General features: G+C 72.3%; 10 protein-coding genes, 1 tRNA gene and 1 pseudogene. 2 read left to right on the top strand and 10 right to left on the bottom strand.

The genetic code is table 11. From position 1 onward, the window contains the following. Nucleotides 1–56 precede the first annotated feature (56 nt). A complete protein-coding gene (locus ACMYLB_RS05280) occupies nt 57–1,382 on the top strand; it encodes a thymidine phosphorylase (protein ID WP_415909906.1) in 1,326 nt (441 codons plus the stop codon). A 7-nt stretch (nt 1,383–1,389) separates the two neighbouring features. Here the strand turns inward: ACMYLB_RS05280 and ACMYLB_RS05275 are convergent, their stop codons facing one another. The 6 genes and pseudogenes from ACMYLB_RS05275 to ACMYLB_RS05250 all read right to left on the bottom strand — a co-directional run bounded on the left by ACMYLB_RS05275 (nt 1,390) and on the right by ACMYLB_RS05250 (nt 10,767). Further along, complete coding sequence (locus tag ACMYLB_RS05275; RefSeq protein WP_415909905.1) at nt 1,390–2,586, bottom strand: tetratricopeptide repeat protein; 1,197 nt, start codon at nt 2,584–2,586, stop codon at nt 1,390–1,392. Then, a complete protein-coding gene (locus ACMYLB_RS05270; protein WP_415909904.1) occupies nt 2,541–3,098 on the bottom strand; it encodes a hypothetical protein in 558 nt (185 codons plus the stop codon). The genes ACMYLB_RS05275 and ACMYLB_RS05270 overlap by 46 nt, the downstream gene beginning before the upstream one ends. A gap of 188 nt (nt 3,099–3,286) precedes the next feature. Next, complete coding sequence (locus ACMYLB_RS05265) at nt 3,287–3,673, bottom strand: tetratricopeptide repeat protein (RefSeq protein ID WP_415911040.1); 387 nt, start codon at nt 3,671–3,673, stop codon at nt 3,287–3,289. After that, nucleotides 3,562–5,595, bottom strand: coding sequence for a protein kinase domain-containing protein (locus ACMYLB_RS05260; protein ID WP_415909903.1), 2,034 nt, complete (start codon nt 5,593–5,595; stop codon nt 3,562–3,564). The genes ACMYLB_RS05265 and ACMYLB_RS05260 overlap by 112 nt, the downstream gene beginning before the upstream one ends. A gap of 3 nt (nt 5,596–5,598) precedes the next feature. Continuing rightward, nucleotides 5,599–6,167: pseudogene (locus ACMYLB_RS05255) on the bottom strand (ECF-type sigma factor). A 94-nt stretch (nt 6,168–6,261) separates the two neighbouring features. Next, entirely contained in the window at nt 6,262–10,767 is a 4,506-nt protein-coding gene (locus tag ACMYLB_RS05250) for a beta strand repeat-containing protein (RefSeq protein ID WP_415909902.1), read from the bottom strand. Between the two features lie 138 nt (nt 10,768–10,905). Here ACMYLB_RS05250 and ACMYLB_RS05245 point away from each other — a divergent pair, with 138 nt between their 5' ends. Continuing rightward, complete coding sequence (locus ACMYLB_RS05245; RefSeq protein WP_415909901.1) at nt 10,906–11,274, top strand: DUF5329 family protein; 369 nt, start codon at nt 10,906–10,908, stop codon at nt 11,272–11,274. A 14-nt stretch (nt 11,275–11,288) separates the two neighbouring features. On the opposite strand, the gene ACMYLB_RS05240 is transcribed toward ACMYLB_RS05245, so the two are convergent. From ACMYLB_RS05240 to ACMYLB_RS05225, 4 genes are all read right to left on the bottom strand, one after another. Further along, the gene (locus tag ACMYLB_RS05240) at nt 11,289–11,669 is read right to left on the bottom strand and encodes a tetratricopeptide repeat protein (RefSeq protein WP_415911039.1); all 381 of its coding nucleotides are present in this window, start codon (nt 11,667–11,669) and stop codon (nt 11,289–11,291) included. Continuing rightward, nucleotides 11,558–13,222, bottom strand: coding sequence for a tetratricopeptide repeat protein (locus ACMYLB_RS05235; protein WP_415909900.1), 1,665 nt, complete (start codon nt 13,220–13,222; stop codon nt 11,558–11,560). The genes ACMYLB_RS05240 and ACMYLB_RS05235 overlap by 112 nt, the downstream gene beginning before the upstream one ends. 71 nt (nt 13,223–13,293) lie before the next feature. Then, nucleotides 13,294–13,378 (bottom strand) — tRNA-Leu (locus tag ACMYLB_RS05230). Then, on the bottom strand, nt 13,357–16,176 hold the full coding sequence (locus ACMYLB_RS05225; RefSeq protein ID WP_415909899.1) for an immunoglobulin domain-containing protein: 2,820 nt from the start codon (nt 16,174–16,176) through the stop codon (nt 13,357–13,359). Before ACMYLB_RS05225 ends, ACMYLB_RS05230 begins: the two co-directional genes overlap by 22 nt. Between the last annotated feature and the right edge of the window lie 35 nt (nt 16,177–16,211).

Below are 16,211 nucleotides of genomic sequence, written 5' to 3'. Positions count from 1 at the left end.
CGGCGGGCGAAAACCCCCTCGACGCCCGCGTCATACTGCGGTTCACTGCGCGTCCCATGAGCAGTGCCGTGTTCTTCCCCCAAGACATCATCATCAAGAAACGCGATGGTCAGACGCTGACCCGGGACGAGATCGAGTTCTTCGCCCGCGGCGTCGTGAACGGCCAGTTCGCCGACTACCAGGCCACGGCGCTGCTGATGGCGATCTTCCTCAAGGGCATGACGGCCCAGGAGACCGCGTGGCTGACCGACGCCATGATGCGCTCCGGCGACGTCATCGACCTGCGCGACCTCCCCGGCGCCAAGGTCGACAAGCACTCCACCGGCGGCGTGGGCGACAAGGTCTCGCTCATCCTCGCGCCGCTCGCCGCCGCCTGCGGCGTCCTGGTGCCGATGATGTCCGGCCGCGGCCTCGGCCACACCGGCGGCACGCTCGACAAGCTCGAGTCCATCCCCGGCTTCCGCGTGCAGCTCGACGTGCCGGAATTCCGCGCGATCCTGCAAAAGGTCGGCATGGCCATGATCGGCCAGACGCCGAAGGTCGTCCCCGCCGACCGCAAGCTCTACGCGCTGCGCGACGTCACCGGCACCGTCGAGTGCATCCAGCTGATTTGCGCCAGCATCATGTCGAAGAAACTCGCCGAGGGCATCGACTCGCTCGTGCTCGACGTGAAGTTCGGCAAGGGCGCGTTCATGAAGAAAAAGGAGGACGCGCTCGCCCTCGCCCGCGCGATGGTCGCCGTGGGCAAGGCCGGCGGCAAACCCGTGCGCGCCCTGCTCACCGCCATGAACCAGCCGCTCGGCCGCTGCGCCGGCCACACCACCGAGGTCATCGAGTCCATCGAGTGCCTCAAGGGCCGCGGCCCGGCCGACCTCATGGAGGTCACCTACGCGCTCACCGGCCACATGCTCATCCTCGCCGGCGCGGCCAAGGACGAGGCCGACGCCCGGAAGAAGATGGAAGCCGCCATCGCCGACGGCCGCGCGCTGGAGAAATTCCGCGCCATGTGCGTCGCCCAGGGCGGCGATCCGCGCGTGGTCGACAACTACACGATTCTCCCGACCGCCAAACGCATCTACGCCGTCACCGCACCGGCCGGCGCGAGCAGCTTCGTCAGCGAGGTCGACGCCCTCAAGTGCGGCCACGCCATCATGGCCCTCGGCGGCGGCCGCGCGGCGGTGACCGACAAGGTCGACCACGCCGTCGGCATCGCCGACCTGATCAAGATCGGCGAACCCGTCGCCCCCGGCACGCGCCTGTGCACGCTGCACGTCAACGACGACGCCAAGGCCGCGCGCGCCGAGGCGCTCGTCCGCGAGGCGATCAAGTTCTCGCCCACCGCGCCGCAGCAGGAGCCGCTGGTGCAGGACCTGATCTCCTGACCGCCGCTCACGGCGGCGGGATCCGTCCGAGGCGCTCGAGCAGTTGCCGCGGCTCCGCGTAACCGGGCCGCGCCCGCGCCGCCCGCTCGAGGTGCGCGATCGCCTCGGGCACGCGGCGGGCGTCGAGCAGCGTCAGCGCGACGTGGTAGTTGGCCTCCGGCAAATCCGGCTCGAGCCGCAGTGCGAGGCGGTATTGCTCCGCCGCCTCGGCCTCGCGCCCGAGCGCGCTCAGCGCCGACGCGTAGCTCACCCGGATCGGCGCGCTGCCCGGCTGCCGCTCCAGCGCCGCGGCGAAAAACGGCAGCGCCTCGCGCGGCCGGTGCTGGAGCAGGAGGACGCTGCCAAGGTTCAACTGCGCTACCGGATAACCGGGCTGCAACTCCAGCGCCCGCCGGAATTCCGCCGTGGCGTCCGCGACGTGTCCCGCCGCCAGTTCGGCGTTGCCGAGGTGGATGCGGGCGCGCGGATTCGCCGGCGCCGCCGCGACCGTCTGCCGCCACAGCGCGAGCGGGTCGCGATAGAGCGCGTTGCGCGCCACCGTCGCCGCCGCCAGCGGCCCGGCGAGTGCGCACAGGATCCAGGCCGCGTGGCGCGTCCACGCCCGCAACGCCAGGGCCGCGAGCACGACCACGCATGCCAGCGGCAGATACATGCGATGCTCCGCGATCGTCTGCGTGGCCAGCGGCACCAGGCTCGAGCTCGGCGCCAGCAGCACGAAGAACATCGCGCCCGCGAAGCCGCGGCGCGGCCACCGCACCAGCGCCACGACCGCGACGGCAAGGAGCGCGAGCACGAGCAGCCCGGGCAGCGCCGCCTCCCGCCAGCCGACCGTCGCCGTGCCGTAGTCCAGCACCAGCGGCCGCGGCCAGCAGGCGAGTTTCAGGTAGAGCGCCACGGCCTGGGCCTGCGTGAGCAGATACGCGCCGACGCCCACCCCCGCCCCGAAGCCCGACGTCCCGCCGCGCGAGCCGCCGTGGCTGAGCACCAGCGCGGCGAGCAGCAGCCACGTCGCCGCCAGCGCGAGGTAGTATCCGCGCCGCTCGCGCCAGGCCGCCGCGAAGGTTCCCGCCACGAACGCGTGGTCGTAGAGCAGCACCGCCAGCGGTGCCGTCACGACGATTTCCTTGCTCGCCATGCCGGCGGCGCACGCCGCGACGCTCACCGCGCGCCAGCCGCGCCCCGCGCCGGGCTCGAGGGAGCGCACGAACGCGAGCAGCGTTCCGAGATAAAGAAGCTCGCCAGCACCTCGGTCCGCTGCACCACGCAGGTCACCGACTCGGTCAGCAGCGGGTGCACCGTCCACACGGCGGCGACGCTCCAGGCGAAAAAGCCCGCCGGCTCGCCCGGGCGGAGCCGGACCAGCGTCCGCCGCACGAGGCTGAACAGCAGCCAGGCCGCCGCGCCGTGAAGCAGCGCGTTGGCGAGGTGGTAGCCCGCGGGGGCCTCGCCGCCGACGAGGTGGTTCAGCGCGAGCGAGAGGTTCACCAGCGGCCGGCCGGCGACGCCGGACGCTCCCGGCGGCGGCACGAGCGGCTGCCATGGCGGCCACCATGTGCGGAGCGTGGGATTGCCCACGATCGCCGACTGGTCGTCGAAGATGAACGGCGCCCGGAGCGCGTTGGCGTAAACCGCGACGGCCAGCCCGACGAGCAGCAGCCCCGCGGCGCGCCGCATCCGCGCCGCACGGTCCTCGCCGAGGATCGCCGCCACTCGCATGCCGGCTCGTTTGCCAGCTCGCGCCGGGGATGTCGAGCGGCGCTAGCGCCGGGCGCGCGCCGCGAGGAGGCGCGCGAGGCGCTCGCGGTTGGGCCCGGTCTCGCGGCCGCACGGGCCCGCGCGCGCCGGCAGCACCCGCGCCGCCTCGCGCAGCAGCGGCTCCGCCTCGTCGAACCGCCCGAGCTCGGTCAGGGCGTCGCCGAGGAGGCTCTTCGCCGACGCGATTCTCCAGCCCCCGCGGGATACGAGCGCTGTAAGCCCGCGATCGCGTCGCGCAGCAGCGGCTCGGCCGCGGCGGCTTCGTGTCGCGCGAGATGGATGCGGGCGGTCTCGATCTTGAGCCCGGCCTCGAGGCTGCGGTCGCCGCCGGTGCCCGCGCGGACGATCGCAGTGGCCTCGCGCAGCAGCGCCTCGGCCTCGTCCAGCCTGCCCTCCAGCGTCCGCAGGTAGGCGAGGTTGCCCATCAGGCGCGCCGTGCGCCAGTGCTGGCGCCCCAGCGTGCGTTGCACGATCGGCAGCGCCTCGCGGTAGAGCGCCTCGGCCGCCGCAAAGTCGCCCCGGTCGCGCTCGAGCAGCGCGAGGTTGCCGAGGAGAGGCCGAAATTCGGATGCTCCGTCCCGACGGTGCGGCGGTGGATCTCGATGCAGCGCACGAGCAGCGGCCGCGCCTCGTCGAGGCGGCCCTGATACCACAGCGCCTGGCCGAGGTCGCCGTAGCTGACCGCCACCTCGCGGTGTTCCTCGCCCAGCGCGCGGCGCCGGAGGTCGAGCGCCTCGCGGAAGAGCCGCTCGGCATCGGCGAACTCCTCGAGCGCCTGATGCGTGCGCCCGAGCTCGACGAGCGCGATCGCAATCTCGTTCGGCTCGATGCCCGGGAGCGTCCGCTGCACCGCCAGCGCCTCGTCGAAGAAGCCCTTCGCCGCGCGAAAGCCGCCCTGCTCGCGCGTCAGGACGCCCATCTGGCTGAGCGCCTGCGCGAAGCCCGCGTCGCGCACGCCGAGGCCGCGCAGGGCCGCAATCGCCTCGGTCAGCGCCGCGCGCGCCGGCTCGTGCCGGCCCAGCCGGAGGTAGACGCGCCCGACCGCGGTGAGGATCTGCGCGCGCAACGCCGGCTCGTCGGCCAGCTCGCGCCGGGCCTGTTCGATCGTGGTGGCGAACAGGCCCGCCATCGGGTCGCCCTTGTCCGGGGTGCGGAACGGGTCGGGCGCGGTGAGCAGTTCCGTCAGCAGCTCGCTGACGCGCGCCGCGCGCTGCGCCGATATCTGCGCGCGGTCGCGCTCGGCGGCGATGCGCCGGGCGTAGTAGCCGGACAGGGCGGCCAGCACGAGCAAGGCCGCGGCCGCGGCGGCCACGGCGCGGGTGTTGCGCCGGACGAACATCCGCGCGCGGTAGCCGAGGGTGGCGGGCCGGGCCAGCACCGGCTCCTGGCGCAGCCAGCGCTCGAGGTCGCGCGCGAGATCCTCCGCGCTGTCGTAGCGCTGCGCCCGGTCCTTGGCGATGGCCTTGAGCACGATCTGGTCGAGGTCGCCGCGCAGGGTCGCCGCGAGGCGGCGTTGCGCGGGCGGGCCGTCGGTTCCGACGCGGCGCGACGGCGCGGGCACGACCTCCTCGCGCACCCGGCGCGCGAGCTCGAGGTAGCCGACGCCGGCCAGCGTGCGCGCCTCGAGCGGGGTCGTGCCGGTGAGCAGCTCGTAGAGCACGGCGCCGAGCGAGAACACGTCGCTGCGCGTGTCGAGGTCGGCGCCGCCGGCGACCTGCTCGGGGCTCAGGTAGGCCGGCGTGCCGACGAAGAGGTGCAGGCGGGACACGACCGTGTGCTCGGTGAGCGGCGCGTGCATCGCCTTGGCGATGCCGAAGTCGATCACCTTGGGCGTGAAGAAATGCCCCTCGCGCGCCACGAGCATGTTCGACGGCTTGAGGTCGCGGTGGATGACGCCCCGCTGGTGGGCGTGCTGGACAGCCCGGCAGACCTGGAGGAACAGCCCGAGGCGCGCGGGCACGGAGAGATTCTCCTCGCGGCAGAACGTGGTGATCGGCCGGCCGTCGACGAGCTCCATCACGAAATACGGCCGGCCGCGCGCGGTGGCGCCGCCGTCGAAGACGCGCGCGATGTGCGGGTGATCCATCAGCGCCAGCGCCTGCCGCTCGGCCTCGAAGCGCGCGACGACCGCGCGCGTGTCCATGCCGAGCTTGATGATCTTCAGCGCCACCTCGCGGCGCACCGGCCGCTCCTGCTCGGCGCGGTAGACGACGCCGAAGCCGCCCTCGCCGATCTTCGCCGCCAGCCGGTAGGCGCCGATGCGCGTGCCGGGTCCCTCGCCCGCCTCGTCTTCCGGCGCGGCGAGAAAGCCGCCGGCGTCATCCGCGGCCGCGAGCAGTGCGTCGAGCCGCTGGCGCAGCGCGGCGTCCGCCCCGCAGGCCTCCGCGAGGAACCCCGCGCGCTCGGCGGCGGGCAGTTCCCCGGCGCGCTCGAAGATCTCGCGCTCGCGCGACGGCATGGGTCACGCCGCCGGGCGCGCGCCGGCCTGCAGGTGCTCGAACAGCCACGCGCGGGCGTAGGCCCAGGTGCGCTTGGCGGTGCGCTCGGAGACGCCGAGCAGCTCCGCGGCCTGCGTGAAGGTGAAGCCGCCGAAGAAGCGCAGCCGCACGAGCTCGGCCGCGTCGGCGTCGTGCGCGGCGAGGCGCTCGAGCGCGTCGTTGAGCGCGAGCACGGTCTCGTCGGCCGAGGCGGCGGCGAGGTTCACCTCCATCAGGTCGACGCGGAGGAGCTTCCCGCCGTGGCGGACGGCGGCCTTGCTGCGGGCGCGGTCGACGAGGATGTGACGCATCGTCTCGGAGGCGGCGGCGAAGAAATGGCGCCGGTCCTCCCAGGTGCGCGTGGGATCGGAGAGCAGTTTCAGGAAGGCCTCGTGCACGAGCGCGGTGGGCTGGAGGGTCTGGCCGGGGGCTGTTTCGCGAGCTTCTGCGCGGCGGCGCGACGGAGTTCCTCATACATGAGCGGCAGGAGTTGCGCGGCGCCCTGGGGGTCGCGGGCCTGCGCGGCGCGCAAGACTGGGCTGAGGTCCGTCATAGTGGTTCAAAAGCCCCAGCCCCGGCCGTCGCGCAAGACAGCCGGGGTTAGCCGAACGGCCCGCTTGGGGAGCGGGCCGCAGGAGGGAGCCGCGTCAGAGCGGCGTGACGACGCCGGCGGCGGTGACGTCGACCTTGAGCGTGCCCTGGGCGGTCGTCTGGGCGTTGCCGCCCGGCGCGATCGCCACGGTGAGCTCGCCGTTGGCCACGGTGGCGGTGACGGCGTAGCCGGTGGCGGGCGCGAGGTCGGCGACGAGCAGGTAGGTGTCGTCGGCCGGGACCTTCACCGTGAAGCTGCCGGCGATGGCGGCGGCCGACCGGCTGAAGAGCACAGCGTAGTTGCCGGCGGCGTTGCGGATCAGCGTGCCCTCGGCGGCGGTCGTCGAGAGGTTGCCGGCGGCGTTGGTGAGCGCGGTGACGTCGCCCGCCTGCGCGGCCGAGGCGGCGGCGTCGAGGACGGTCAGCCAGGTGTTGGTCGCCGCGGGCGTGCCGGGGCGGACCTCGAGGCGGTAGACCTTGCCGTAGTTGAACAGGTTCACCGTGCCGACGGTGTGGCCTGCGGGCAGCACGGTGGTGACGCGGCCGCGGAAGAGGTTGCCGCCAAACGCGGCGCGGGTGTCGACGACGTCGAAGCGGTGCGTGCCGGCGGCGGCGGCCTGCTCGGCCGGGGCGGCGGCGACGTGCCAGGCCATCCAGTTGTCGACGCCGGCGCTGCTCACGGTGGTGCGGTCGTGCACGACGAAGAGCTGCGGGCGCAGGTAGACGACGGTGCGCGTCCACGCCTGGATCGGGTGGTCGCTGAAGTATTGGTTCTCCAGCTTCGTGCCGCGGGCGAGGACGTAGTCGGTGCCCTCCTCGAAGCGCGAGAGCGTGGTGGTGGCGGCGCCATCGGGGCCGTTGCCGACCTGGCCCCAGTAGCCGTCCGGACGCGCGGCGTAGAAGGTGTTGAAGATGCGGCGGGCGCCGTTCACGCCGTCGGCGCCGCGGTCGTAGAGCTCGGTGTAGAGGTTGTTGAAGACCGAGCCGCCGCCGTCGCCCGTGCCCGGCGTGTTGCGCAGCAGCGCGCCCCAGGTGTTGACGAGGAACTGCACGCCGCCGCGCTGGATGGCGAGGCCGCCCTGGTCGAAGTGTTCCTCGGCGGACTGGTCGTAGCCGGTGTAGGGACCGGACTGGAACGAGGCCCAGACGGCGTCGGCCGCCCACGAGCTGCGCATGGCGACTTCGCCGGCGCCGACGGTGCGGTAGCTGAGGTCCGTGCGGTAGGCGGCGGTGGGCGCCGCGGCGTCGAAGAGGAGGAAGTCGGCCCACGGCTCGACGCCGCCCGCGCCCTGCTGGCTGCGGAGGTCGAGCGTGTAGCGCTGCGCCAGCGGCGTGTTGTCGCCGTTGGCGAGGCGGAGGAAGCCGGTGTATTGCGTGGCCCAGCCCGCGTCGGTGCCGGTGGGGTTGTCGCCGTCGTAGATGAGGCCGCGATCGCTGACGGTCTTCAGGTCCGGCCAGGTGAACTGGGTGACCCACTTGACGTTGCCGTCCGGGTAGGCGTGCGGATGCGCGGCGTCGTGGATGAGGTCGAGGCCCTTGGCGGTGAAGGCGGCGGCGAGCGGGCGGACCATGTTGATGGTCTCGAACTGGCCGTAGTTCCAGCCGTCGGGCGCGGAGCCGCCGCTGAGCCACTGCTGGTGGTAGGGCTGCACCATGCCGTAGTGGACGCGGTTCAGCCAGTCGTCCCACATCGCGGGCGCGCTCGGGTTCTCGCCTTCGGTCGCGAGGGCGCCGAGGGCCTTGGCCGCGTAGTAGCCGGCAAAGTAGTTGCCCTGGGGGAAGCTGCGGCCGAAGCCGCCGGCCTCGTAGTCGGCGATCCAGCGGTTGATCTCGGTGTAGATCTGCGCGCGATCGGAGTCGCTGAGCGTCTCGAAGATCCAGTCGTAGCCGATGGCGAGGGCGGGCACGTAGGCGCGGATGGCCCAACCCGAATCGATGAGCGAGAAGCCGTGGTGGACCGGATCGGAGAGCGCGAGGAGCAGCTCGCGCTCCTTCGCGGCGTAGCGCGCGGCGCGGACCGGGTCGACGGTGCGCGCGACGAGGTAGCCGAGCGAGAGCTCGAACGACGGCTGCATGTAGTCGTAGTATTGGTAGCCGCCGCTGATCGTGCCGCTGGAGTTGCCGGCGTCGGGGAAGGCGACGGGCAGGTCGGCGTAGGCGTCGCAGGCATTGCGCAGGCGGATCCAGGCGGCGTCGTTGGCGGCGGCGCGCTGCACCAGCGCCTGGAGCGACGCCGGCGTCACCCAGAGGCGCGGGTGCTGCACGCTGCCGTTGCCGGGCGTGTAGATCGTGACCGAGGCGGTGCGCGTCGTGGTGCCGATCTGGTTTTGCGCGGTGAGCGTGTAGGTGGTGCTTGCGGTCGGCTGGAGCGTGACGCTGTTGCCGGTGACGGTGCCGACGTCGGGCGAGATCGAGATCGTGTCGGCGCCGGAGACGTTCCACGTGAGCGTCGTGCTCGCGCCGGACTGGATGAACGCCGGCTGGGCGTAGAAGGCGCCGACGGTGGGCGCGGCCGGGCCGGTGACCGTGACGGTGGCGGTGCGCGTGGCGCTGGCGCCGCCGAGCGAGGCGGTGAGCGTGTAGGTCGTGGTCTGGCTCGGTGAAACCGTGACGCTGGTGCCCGTCACGACGCCGGGGCTGGCGCCGACGTCGGCGGCGATGCTGACGGTGTCGGCGTTGGCGACGGACCAGGTGAGTGTCGTGGACGCGCCGGGACCGATCGAGTCGGGCGAGGCGGCGAAGGCATTGACGACCGGCGCGGGCGGCGGGCCGACGTTCACGATGAGCGACTTCGCGATCGTGCCGTATTGGCTGCTGAACGCGGTGAGCGCGTAGCGCGTGGTGGTCTGCGGGTGGACGACCGTGCTGGTCCGGCCGTTCATCGAGCCCGGGTCGCCGCCGGCATCGGCGGAGAGCCAGAGGCTGTCGGCGTTGGTGGTGGTCCAGCTGATGGTGACGGCGTCGCCGGCGTTCACGTTGTAGGACGAGGCCGTGAAGGTATCGATCGAGATGGTCGGCGCCGGGGCGGTCACCGTGACGGTGGTCGTGGCGGTGACGGTGGCCGTGGCGTTCTTGGCCGAGAGCGTGTAGGTCGTGGTGGCCGCGGGGCTGACGGTGAACGAGGAGAGCGCGGTGACATTGCCGGGATTCGCGCCGGCGCTGGCGAGGATGGTGAGCTCGGTGGCGCCGTCGACGGACCAGGCGAGCGTGGCGTTGCCGGTGCCGCTGAGGGTGTCGGGCGTGGCGGTGAACGCGTGGATCACCGGCGGCGGCAACGGGGCGGACACGGTGACGGACACAGAAGACGTCACCGTGCCGCCGTTGTTGCTCGCCGTCAGCACGTAGGTCGTGTCCACGCCGGGAGCGACCGTGAAGCTGGAGCCGCTGACTGCTCCGATGGCGGGCGAAAGCGAGAGGCTGTCCGCGCCCGTGACCGACCAGTTGAGCGTGAGCGACTGGCCTTGGGTGATGGACGACGAGGACGCGGTGAAGGCATGGATCACCGGCGGCGGCGTGGGGGCCGCGACCGCGAGCGAGACGGTCTGCGTGACGGTGCCGCCGGCGTTGGTGGCGGCGAGCGTGTAGGTCGTGCTGGCCGCCGGGCTCACGCTGACGCTCGTGCCGGTGACCGCGCCGACATCGGGCGAGATCGAGAGCGAATCGGCACCGGCCACGGACCAGGCCAGCGTGCTCGCCTGGCCGGCGACGATCGCGTCGGGCGTGGCGGTGAAGCTCGCAATCGTCGGCGGGGCGACGGTGACCGTGACGGCGGTCTTCTTCGTCACGCTGCCGTTGAGGTTTTTCGCGGTGAGGGTGTAGGTCGTGGTCGCGGCCGGCGAGACGGTGACGCTCGTGCCGGTGACGGCACCGATCCCGGGTGAGATCGACAGGGAGTCGGCACCCGCGACGGACCAGGCGAGCGTGGTGCTCTGGCCGGCCGCGATCGTGGCCGGCGCGGCCGTGAAGGAGGAGATGGTCGGCTTCGGTCCGGGCGGCACGACGGTGACAACGACCGAGCGCGCACCGGTGCCGGCGGTGTTCACGGCGGTCACGGTGTAGGCCGTGGTCGCCTGCGGGTAAACCTTGAGGCTCGTGCCGAAGACGTTGCCAAGGTTGGCGCCGGCGTCGGTCGTGACGGTGTAGTAGGTGGCGCCGGTGCCGGTCCACGCGAGCGTCACCGCGGAACCCGGCAGCACGGTGGCGGGCGTGGCCGCGAGCGTGTTGACGGTGGGCGGGACGACGACGGTGATCTTGCGTGACTTCGTGACGCTGCCGGAGGCGTTGGTCGCGGTGAGCGTGTAGGTCGTGGTCTGGGTCGGCGTCACGGTGATTTCCGTGCCGGTGACCGGGCCGATGCCGGGCGAGAGGGAAACGCTCGCGCCGTTCGAGACGGACCAGTTGAGCGAGACGCTTTCGCCGGCGTTGATCGTGCCGGTGCCGGAGAAATTGAAGGCGTAGATCGTCGGCAGGGCCGAGCGCGCGGCCGGCGCGGCAAGCAGGGCGGTGGCGCAAAACAGCAGCGCGCACCGCAGGAAAGTGCGGAGGAAGATCATCAGTTTCATGTTGAGCTAACCACACCCAACGGAATCCGCCGGCCAATCGGGCCAGCCGCTGGCAATAAACAGTTTTCTTACGCCTGACCGTTCGGCTAGGCGGCGGAATGCGGTAGCCTTCGCGCCGGCAATCGGGACACTCGCGCCATGAAATGGCTTGCGCTTCTGGTCGCCACGCTGGTGCTGCCGCTCGCGTCCGCCGCCCCGGCGGCGCCGGCCCACGCCGAGATCGAGCTCCTGTTGCACCACCTGAAGGGCCTCGACGGCGCGGTGTTCCTCCGCAACGGCAGCGAGCACGCGGCGGGCGAGGCGGAGTCCCACCTGCGCCTGAAATGGGAAAAGCAGGCGGCGCGGATCCGAACCGCCGAGGACTTCATCGCGCTCTGCGGCACGAAATCGTCCCTCAGCGGCGAGCGCTATCGCATCCGCTTCAAGGATGGCCGCGTGCGCGACTCGGCCGATGTGCTGACCGAGGAGCTGACCCGGTTGCGGCGCCAATCGGCCACGCGGCCGTAGCGCGAGTCCCGGGCTCAGCGTCCGTCCACGGCGCGGGCGGCGCGCGCGGCGTTGTCCCGGTAATCCGCCTGCTCCGGCGCGAGCCGCACGGCGGCTTCGAACTCGGCCAGCGCCTCGCGCCGGCGACCGGCGCGCGCGAGCATCACGCCGCAAGCGTTGCGCAACGCGGCATGATCGGGCCGCCGGCGCACGGCTTCGCGGATCTGCTCGAGCGCCGCGGCGTCGCGCCCGAGCCCGGCCAGCACCGCGCTGTAGTTGGCGCGCGCCTCGACATCGTCCGGCGTCAGCTGGAGCAGGCGCTCGTAGCGGGCGGCGGCCTCCGCCCCGCGGCCGGCTTGGGCGAGGGTGTTGGCGAGGTTGAAGAGCGCGCCCGGGAAATCGGGCCTGGCCTGCAGCGCGGACTCGAAGCGCGCGATGGCCTCGGCGGGCGCCCCTCGGCAGCGAGCAGGCTGCCGAGGTTCAGGAGCGTGGTGGGGTCGTTGGGCCGCGCTGCGAGCGCGCGTTCGAACAGCGGCCGGGCGCGGGCCAGGTCGCCGCGCGCCTGGAGGACGTTGCCGAGGTTGTTGAGCGACTCGACCACCGGCTCGAGCGCCACAGAACGCTCGAGCCAGCGCTGCGCCGCCTCGAGGTTGCCCTCGCGCTGGTGATAATCGGCCAGCAGGGCCAGGGCGCGGGCATTGGTCGGGCAGCGGACGGCGAGGTCCTCATACAGGGCGACGCGGGAGGCGTAGGCGGCGTTGCGCGCCACGGTCGCCGCGCCGAGCGCCGCGGCGACGCCGGCAAATCCGATCCACACCCGGGCGCGCAGCCCGGCGACGCCCGCCGCGGCCACGAGCACGCAGAGTCCCGCCAGCGGCAGGTAGGTGCGGTGCTCGGCCATGGTTTGCGTCGCGATCGGGATGACGCTCGAGCTCGGGGCGAGCACGAGGAAGAAGAACAGGCCGCCAAAGCCCGCGGCGCGACCGCGCCCCACGGCCCAGAGCGATGCGCCCAGCAGGCCGAGCACCAGCACCGCCGCGGGCAGGACGCGCGTCCACTCGGTGACGAGCGCCGTGCCGTAATCGAGGACGAGCGGATGCGGCCACACGAACAGCCGCAGGTAGTGCGCGATCGCGGAAAATTGCGTCAGCGCGTAGTCGCGCACCGACACCGCCGTGCCGAACCCCGCCGTGCCGCCGCGCCCGGCGGTGGTGAGCACGAGCGCGCCGAGAAGCAGCCACGTGCCGGCGAGCGCGACGTGCAGCCAGCCGCGGCGCGCCCAGGTTTCCCGCCAGGAGCCGGCGAGAAACAGCCGGTCGTAGAGCGCGAGCGCCAGCGGCGCGGTGGCCATGACCTCCTTGGCCGCCATGCCGGCGAGGCAGGCCAGGAAGGCCGCGACCGGCCAGGCGCGGCGCCCCGGCTCCTCGTGGACGCGGATCAGGAACCACCCGGCGGCCAGATAGCACAACGCCACGAGCGACTCGGCGCGCTGGACGACGTAGGTCACGGACTCCGTCTGCAGCGGATGCAGGAGCCAGAGCGCGGCAGCGATGAACGCGACCGCCGGCGCGTCCGCCTGCCAGCGCGGCGCGAACGCGGGTTGCCGGAGCGTGCGCCGGACGATGCCGGCGAGCAGCAGGCCGTTGGCGAGGTGGAGGGCGAGGTTGACCAGGTGGTAGCTCCAGACCTCGACGCCGCTGACGGCGTAGTTGAGCGCGAAACTGAGGGCGAGCAGCGGGCGGCCGCTGGTCGTGAGCCCGCCGTCGGCGGACGGAAGCAGCGACTGGCCGAGGCTGTGCAGCGCCGGGTTGGTGACGATCGACGGAACGTCGTCGAAGAGGAACTGGCCGCGGAAGCTGTTCAGGTAGGCTGCGACGGTCAGCAGCGCCAGCAGGGCGGCGGCGAACCACGGGCGGTCGAGGAGGCGCGCGAAGGACGATTCGTTGGCGGATGGGGGACGCTGGCGCACGCGGGGGTAAACGGGCTTCGCCTTCGCCGGGGCCCCGGCGGACGGTCTTCTTCCGCCACGCGGAAGAAAAGTGGTGCTCAGGGGGGGACTCGAACCCCCATGCGGTTAAGCACAGGCTTCTGAGACCTGCGTGTCTACCAGTTCCACCACCTGAGCGGAGAGGAAGGGGCATGGATACGCCCCGCCCGGAGCGGTGCAAGGATTTTGTTGGCCGCCGTGAGGCTTACCCGCGCGGCGAGCACTCCCGTCCGCGCCGGCGCAGCGAAAAGAGCACGAGCAGCGCCAGTGGGAACCAGGCGCTGGGAGCACCGCCGCCGCCCCTCCCCCGCTCCCGCCCCCGAACTCGGCGGCGGGGTCGTGGTGCCACCGCCGCTCGAGCCGCCCGTGTTCCCGCCGCTGGTGGGCGCGGCCGAGAGCGCGAGGGTGGTCACGACGGCGGCCGGAGTGATCTTGCGAATGGCGGCGTTGCCGGTGTCGGCGACGTAGAGATTGCCGGCCGCGTCGATCGCGAGCGCCTGCGGCTGGTTGAAGAGCGCGTCGGCGCCGGTGCCGTCGGCGATGCCCGCAATGCCGGCCGTGCCGGCGAAAGTCGTGACGACGCCCGCGGCGGTGACCTTGCGGATCGTGGAGTTGCCGGTATCGGCGACGAACAGGTTGCCGGCCCCGTCGACGACGAGGGCCATCGGGCGATTGAAGAGCGCGGCGATGCCCGTGCCGTTGTCGAAGCCGCTGACCCCGGCGAGGCCGGCGAGCGTGGTGACGGTGCCGTCGGGGCCAATGCGGCGGACGGTGTTGTTCGTCGTATCGGCGACGTAGGCGACGCCGCTGGCGTCGACGGCGATGCCGTTGGGCAGATTGAAACGCGCCGCGGTGCCGGCACCGTCAGTCGAGCCTTGGACGCCGGCGGTGCCGGCAAAGGTCGTGACCGCGCCGGCGGCGGTGACTTTGCGAATCGCGTGGTTCATCGAATCGGCGACGAACAACCCGCCGGCCGTGTCGCGCGCGAGTCCGACGGGCGCGGAGAACGTCGCGGCCGCGCCCGTGCCGTCGGCGCCGCCGCGCGCCGCGCTCGATCCGGCGAGCGTCGTGACGGCGCCGTTCGCATCGACCGCGCGCAGCGTGGCGTTGGCGGTGTCGGCGACGACGAGAGTGCCGTTCGCCAGGACGACGACCCCGTTGGGCTGGTTGAAGCGCGCGGCGGCGCCGGAGCCGTCGGTCGCGCCGGTGGAGTTGGCCGCGCCGGCGAGCAGGCTGACTTGATTGGACGAATTGATTTTCTGCACGGTGTCGGCATTGGCGTCGGCGACGAAGAGGTTGCCGGAGCTGTCCATGCCGATGCCGGTCGGGAACGGGAAGAAGACCGTCGCGACGGTGAGCGCGGCGCCGTTGCTCGTGGAGATGACGCCGTTGTTCGAGGCGACGAAGCGATATTGCGCGCCGTTGAGCGAGGAGCCGACGTTCGCGATCGCGAGCGTCGCGGTCGTGACGCCGCTGTAACTGCCGCCGTCGGTCAGGTCCGCCCACGTCGAACCGCCGTTGGTGGAAATCTGCCACTTCACCGCGCCGGTCACGCTGCCGGCGCTCAGCGTCGTGCCGTGGCCGCTGGTGACGGTGACGTCGCTGAGGTGACGTGACGCCGTGGTGCTGACCGTCAATGCGGCCGAGCCGCTGATGACCGTGCCGAGCGGATTGGTCACCGCGGCCGTGTAATGGCCGACGTCGCCCAGTGCCACGTTCGCGATCGTGAACGACGCGTTCGTGGCGCCGGCGATGGCATTGCCATCCTTGCGCCATTGGTAGGTCGGCGCGGGGCTGCCGGTGGCGGTGACGGTGAAGGTGACCGAACTGCCCAGGGTGGCGATCTGGCCGCTCGGGCTCGACGTGATCTCGGGAGCCACATTCGAGGTCGTGACGGTCAGCGTCGCGCCGTTGCTGATCGCGGAGCCGGCGGAGTTCGTGGCCACGACGGTGTAGGTGCCGGCGTCGCCCGCGGTCGCGCTCGCGATGGTGAAGCTGGCGTTTGTGGCGCCGGCGATGGCGTTGCCGTCCTTGCGCCACTGGAACGCCGGCGCCGGATTGCCGCTCGCGGCCGACGTGAAGGTCGCCGCGCCGCCTGCGGTCACGGTCTGGTTCGTCGGCTGCGTGGTGAAGCTCGGCGCGGTCGATGCCGCGTTCACGGTCAGCGTCGCGCCGTTGCTGGTCGCGGAGCCGGCGGAATTCGTCGCCACGACGGTGTAGGTGCCGGCGTCACCCGCGGCAGCGCTCGCGATGGTGAAGCTGGCGTTCGTGGCGCCGGCGATGGCGTTGCCGTCCTTGCGCCACTGGAACGCCGGCGCCGGATTGCCGCTCGCGGCCGACGTGAAGGTCGCCGCGCCGCCTGCGGTCACGGTCTGGTTCGTCGGCTGCGTGGTGAAGCTCGGCGCGGTCGATGCGTTACCGCCCGTCACCGTCACGGTGTAGTCGTAGGGAGGCGAGGAGATGCCGCCCTGGTTGGCGAATTCGTAGGCTGTGATCGTGACGGTGTAGGCGCCGGCGGTCGTCGGCGTGCCCGAGAGGTGCAACGAAGTGACGTTCACGGCGCCGTCGTTGGTGAGGCCGGAGAAGTTCAGTCCCGGAGGGAAACTTCCGGAGACGCTCCACGATTGCGGCGGCGTTTGCGTGCCGTTCACCGTGTAGAAAATCGAAACGGCGTTGCCAGCCGTCACGCTGACGCCGCTGGCGGTGCCGCTCGAGGGCACGAGCGGCGTGGCGCCGACGACGGTGTTGACCGCACCGAGCGCGGCGGCGGTTGCCAGGGCGGATTTCAGGACCGTGCCGAGCGGCGCGGCGGAGACGATCTCGTCGGCGACGGCCACGAGCGTGGCGGCCGGCGTGCGCTGGAGAATCAGCATGAGAATCGCACTCGGAAGATTGAGCCAGTGGATGCGGCGCCGAAACAGGGCGGGGAGTTTCATACGGGAGACGGTGGACAGTGAAACGCGCACGGCGC

The organism is Oleiharenicola sp. Vm1 (genome assembly GCF_047777955.1).
In the GTDB taxonomy this organism is placed as follows: domain Bacteria; phylum Verrucomicrobiota; class Verrucomicrobiia; order Opitutales; family Opitutaceae; genus Didemnitutus.
This window is presented reverse-complemented; position numbering and strand designations above follow the sequence as displayed.

What these genes read in the sequence shown, in the direction of transcription:
- ACMYLB_RS05270 (WP_415909904.1), bottom strand. Translation starts at nt 3,098, where the DNA reads ATGCGAGTGGCGGCGATCCTCGGCGAGGACCGTGCGGCGCGGATGCGG.
- ACMYLB_RS05225 (WP_415909899.1), bottom strand. Translation starts at nt 16,176, where the DNA reads ATGAAACTCCCCGCCCTGTTTCGGCGCCGCATCCACTGGCTCAATCTT.
- ACMYLB_RS05280 (WP_415909906.1), top strand. Translation starts at nt 57, where the DNA reads ATGAGCAGTGCCGTGTTCTTCCCCCAAGACATCATCATCAAGAAACGC.
- ACMYLB_RS05260 (WP_415909903.1), bottom strand. Translation starts at nt 5,595, where the DNA reads ATGCCGTCGCGCGAGCGCGAGATCTTCGAGCGCGCCGGGGAACTGCCC.
- ACMYLB_RS05250 (WP_415909902.1), bottom strand. Translation starts at nt 10,767, where the DNA reads ATGAAACTGATGATCTTCCTCCGCACTTTCCTGCGGTGCGCGCTGCTG.
- ACMYLB_RS05245 (WP_415909901.1), top strand. Translation starts at nt 10,906, where the DNA reads ATGAAATGGCTTGCGCTTCTGGTCGCCACGCTGGTGCTGCCGCTCGCG.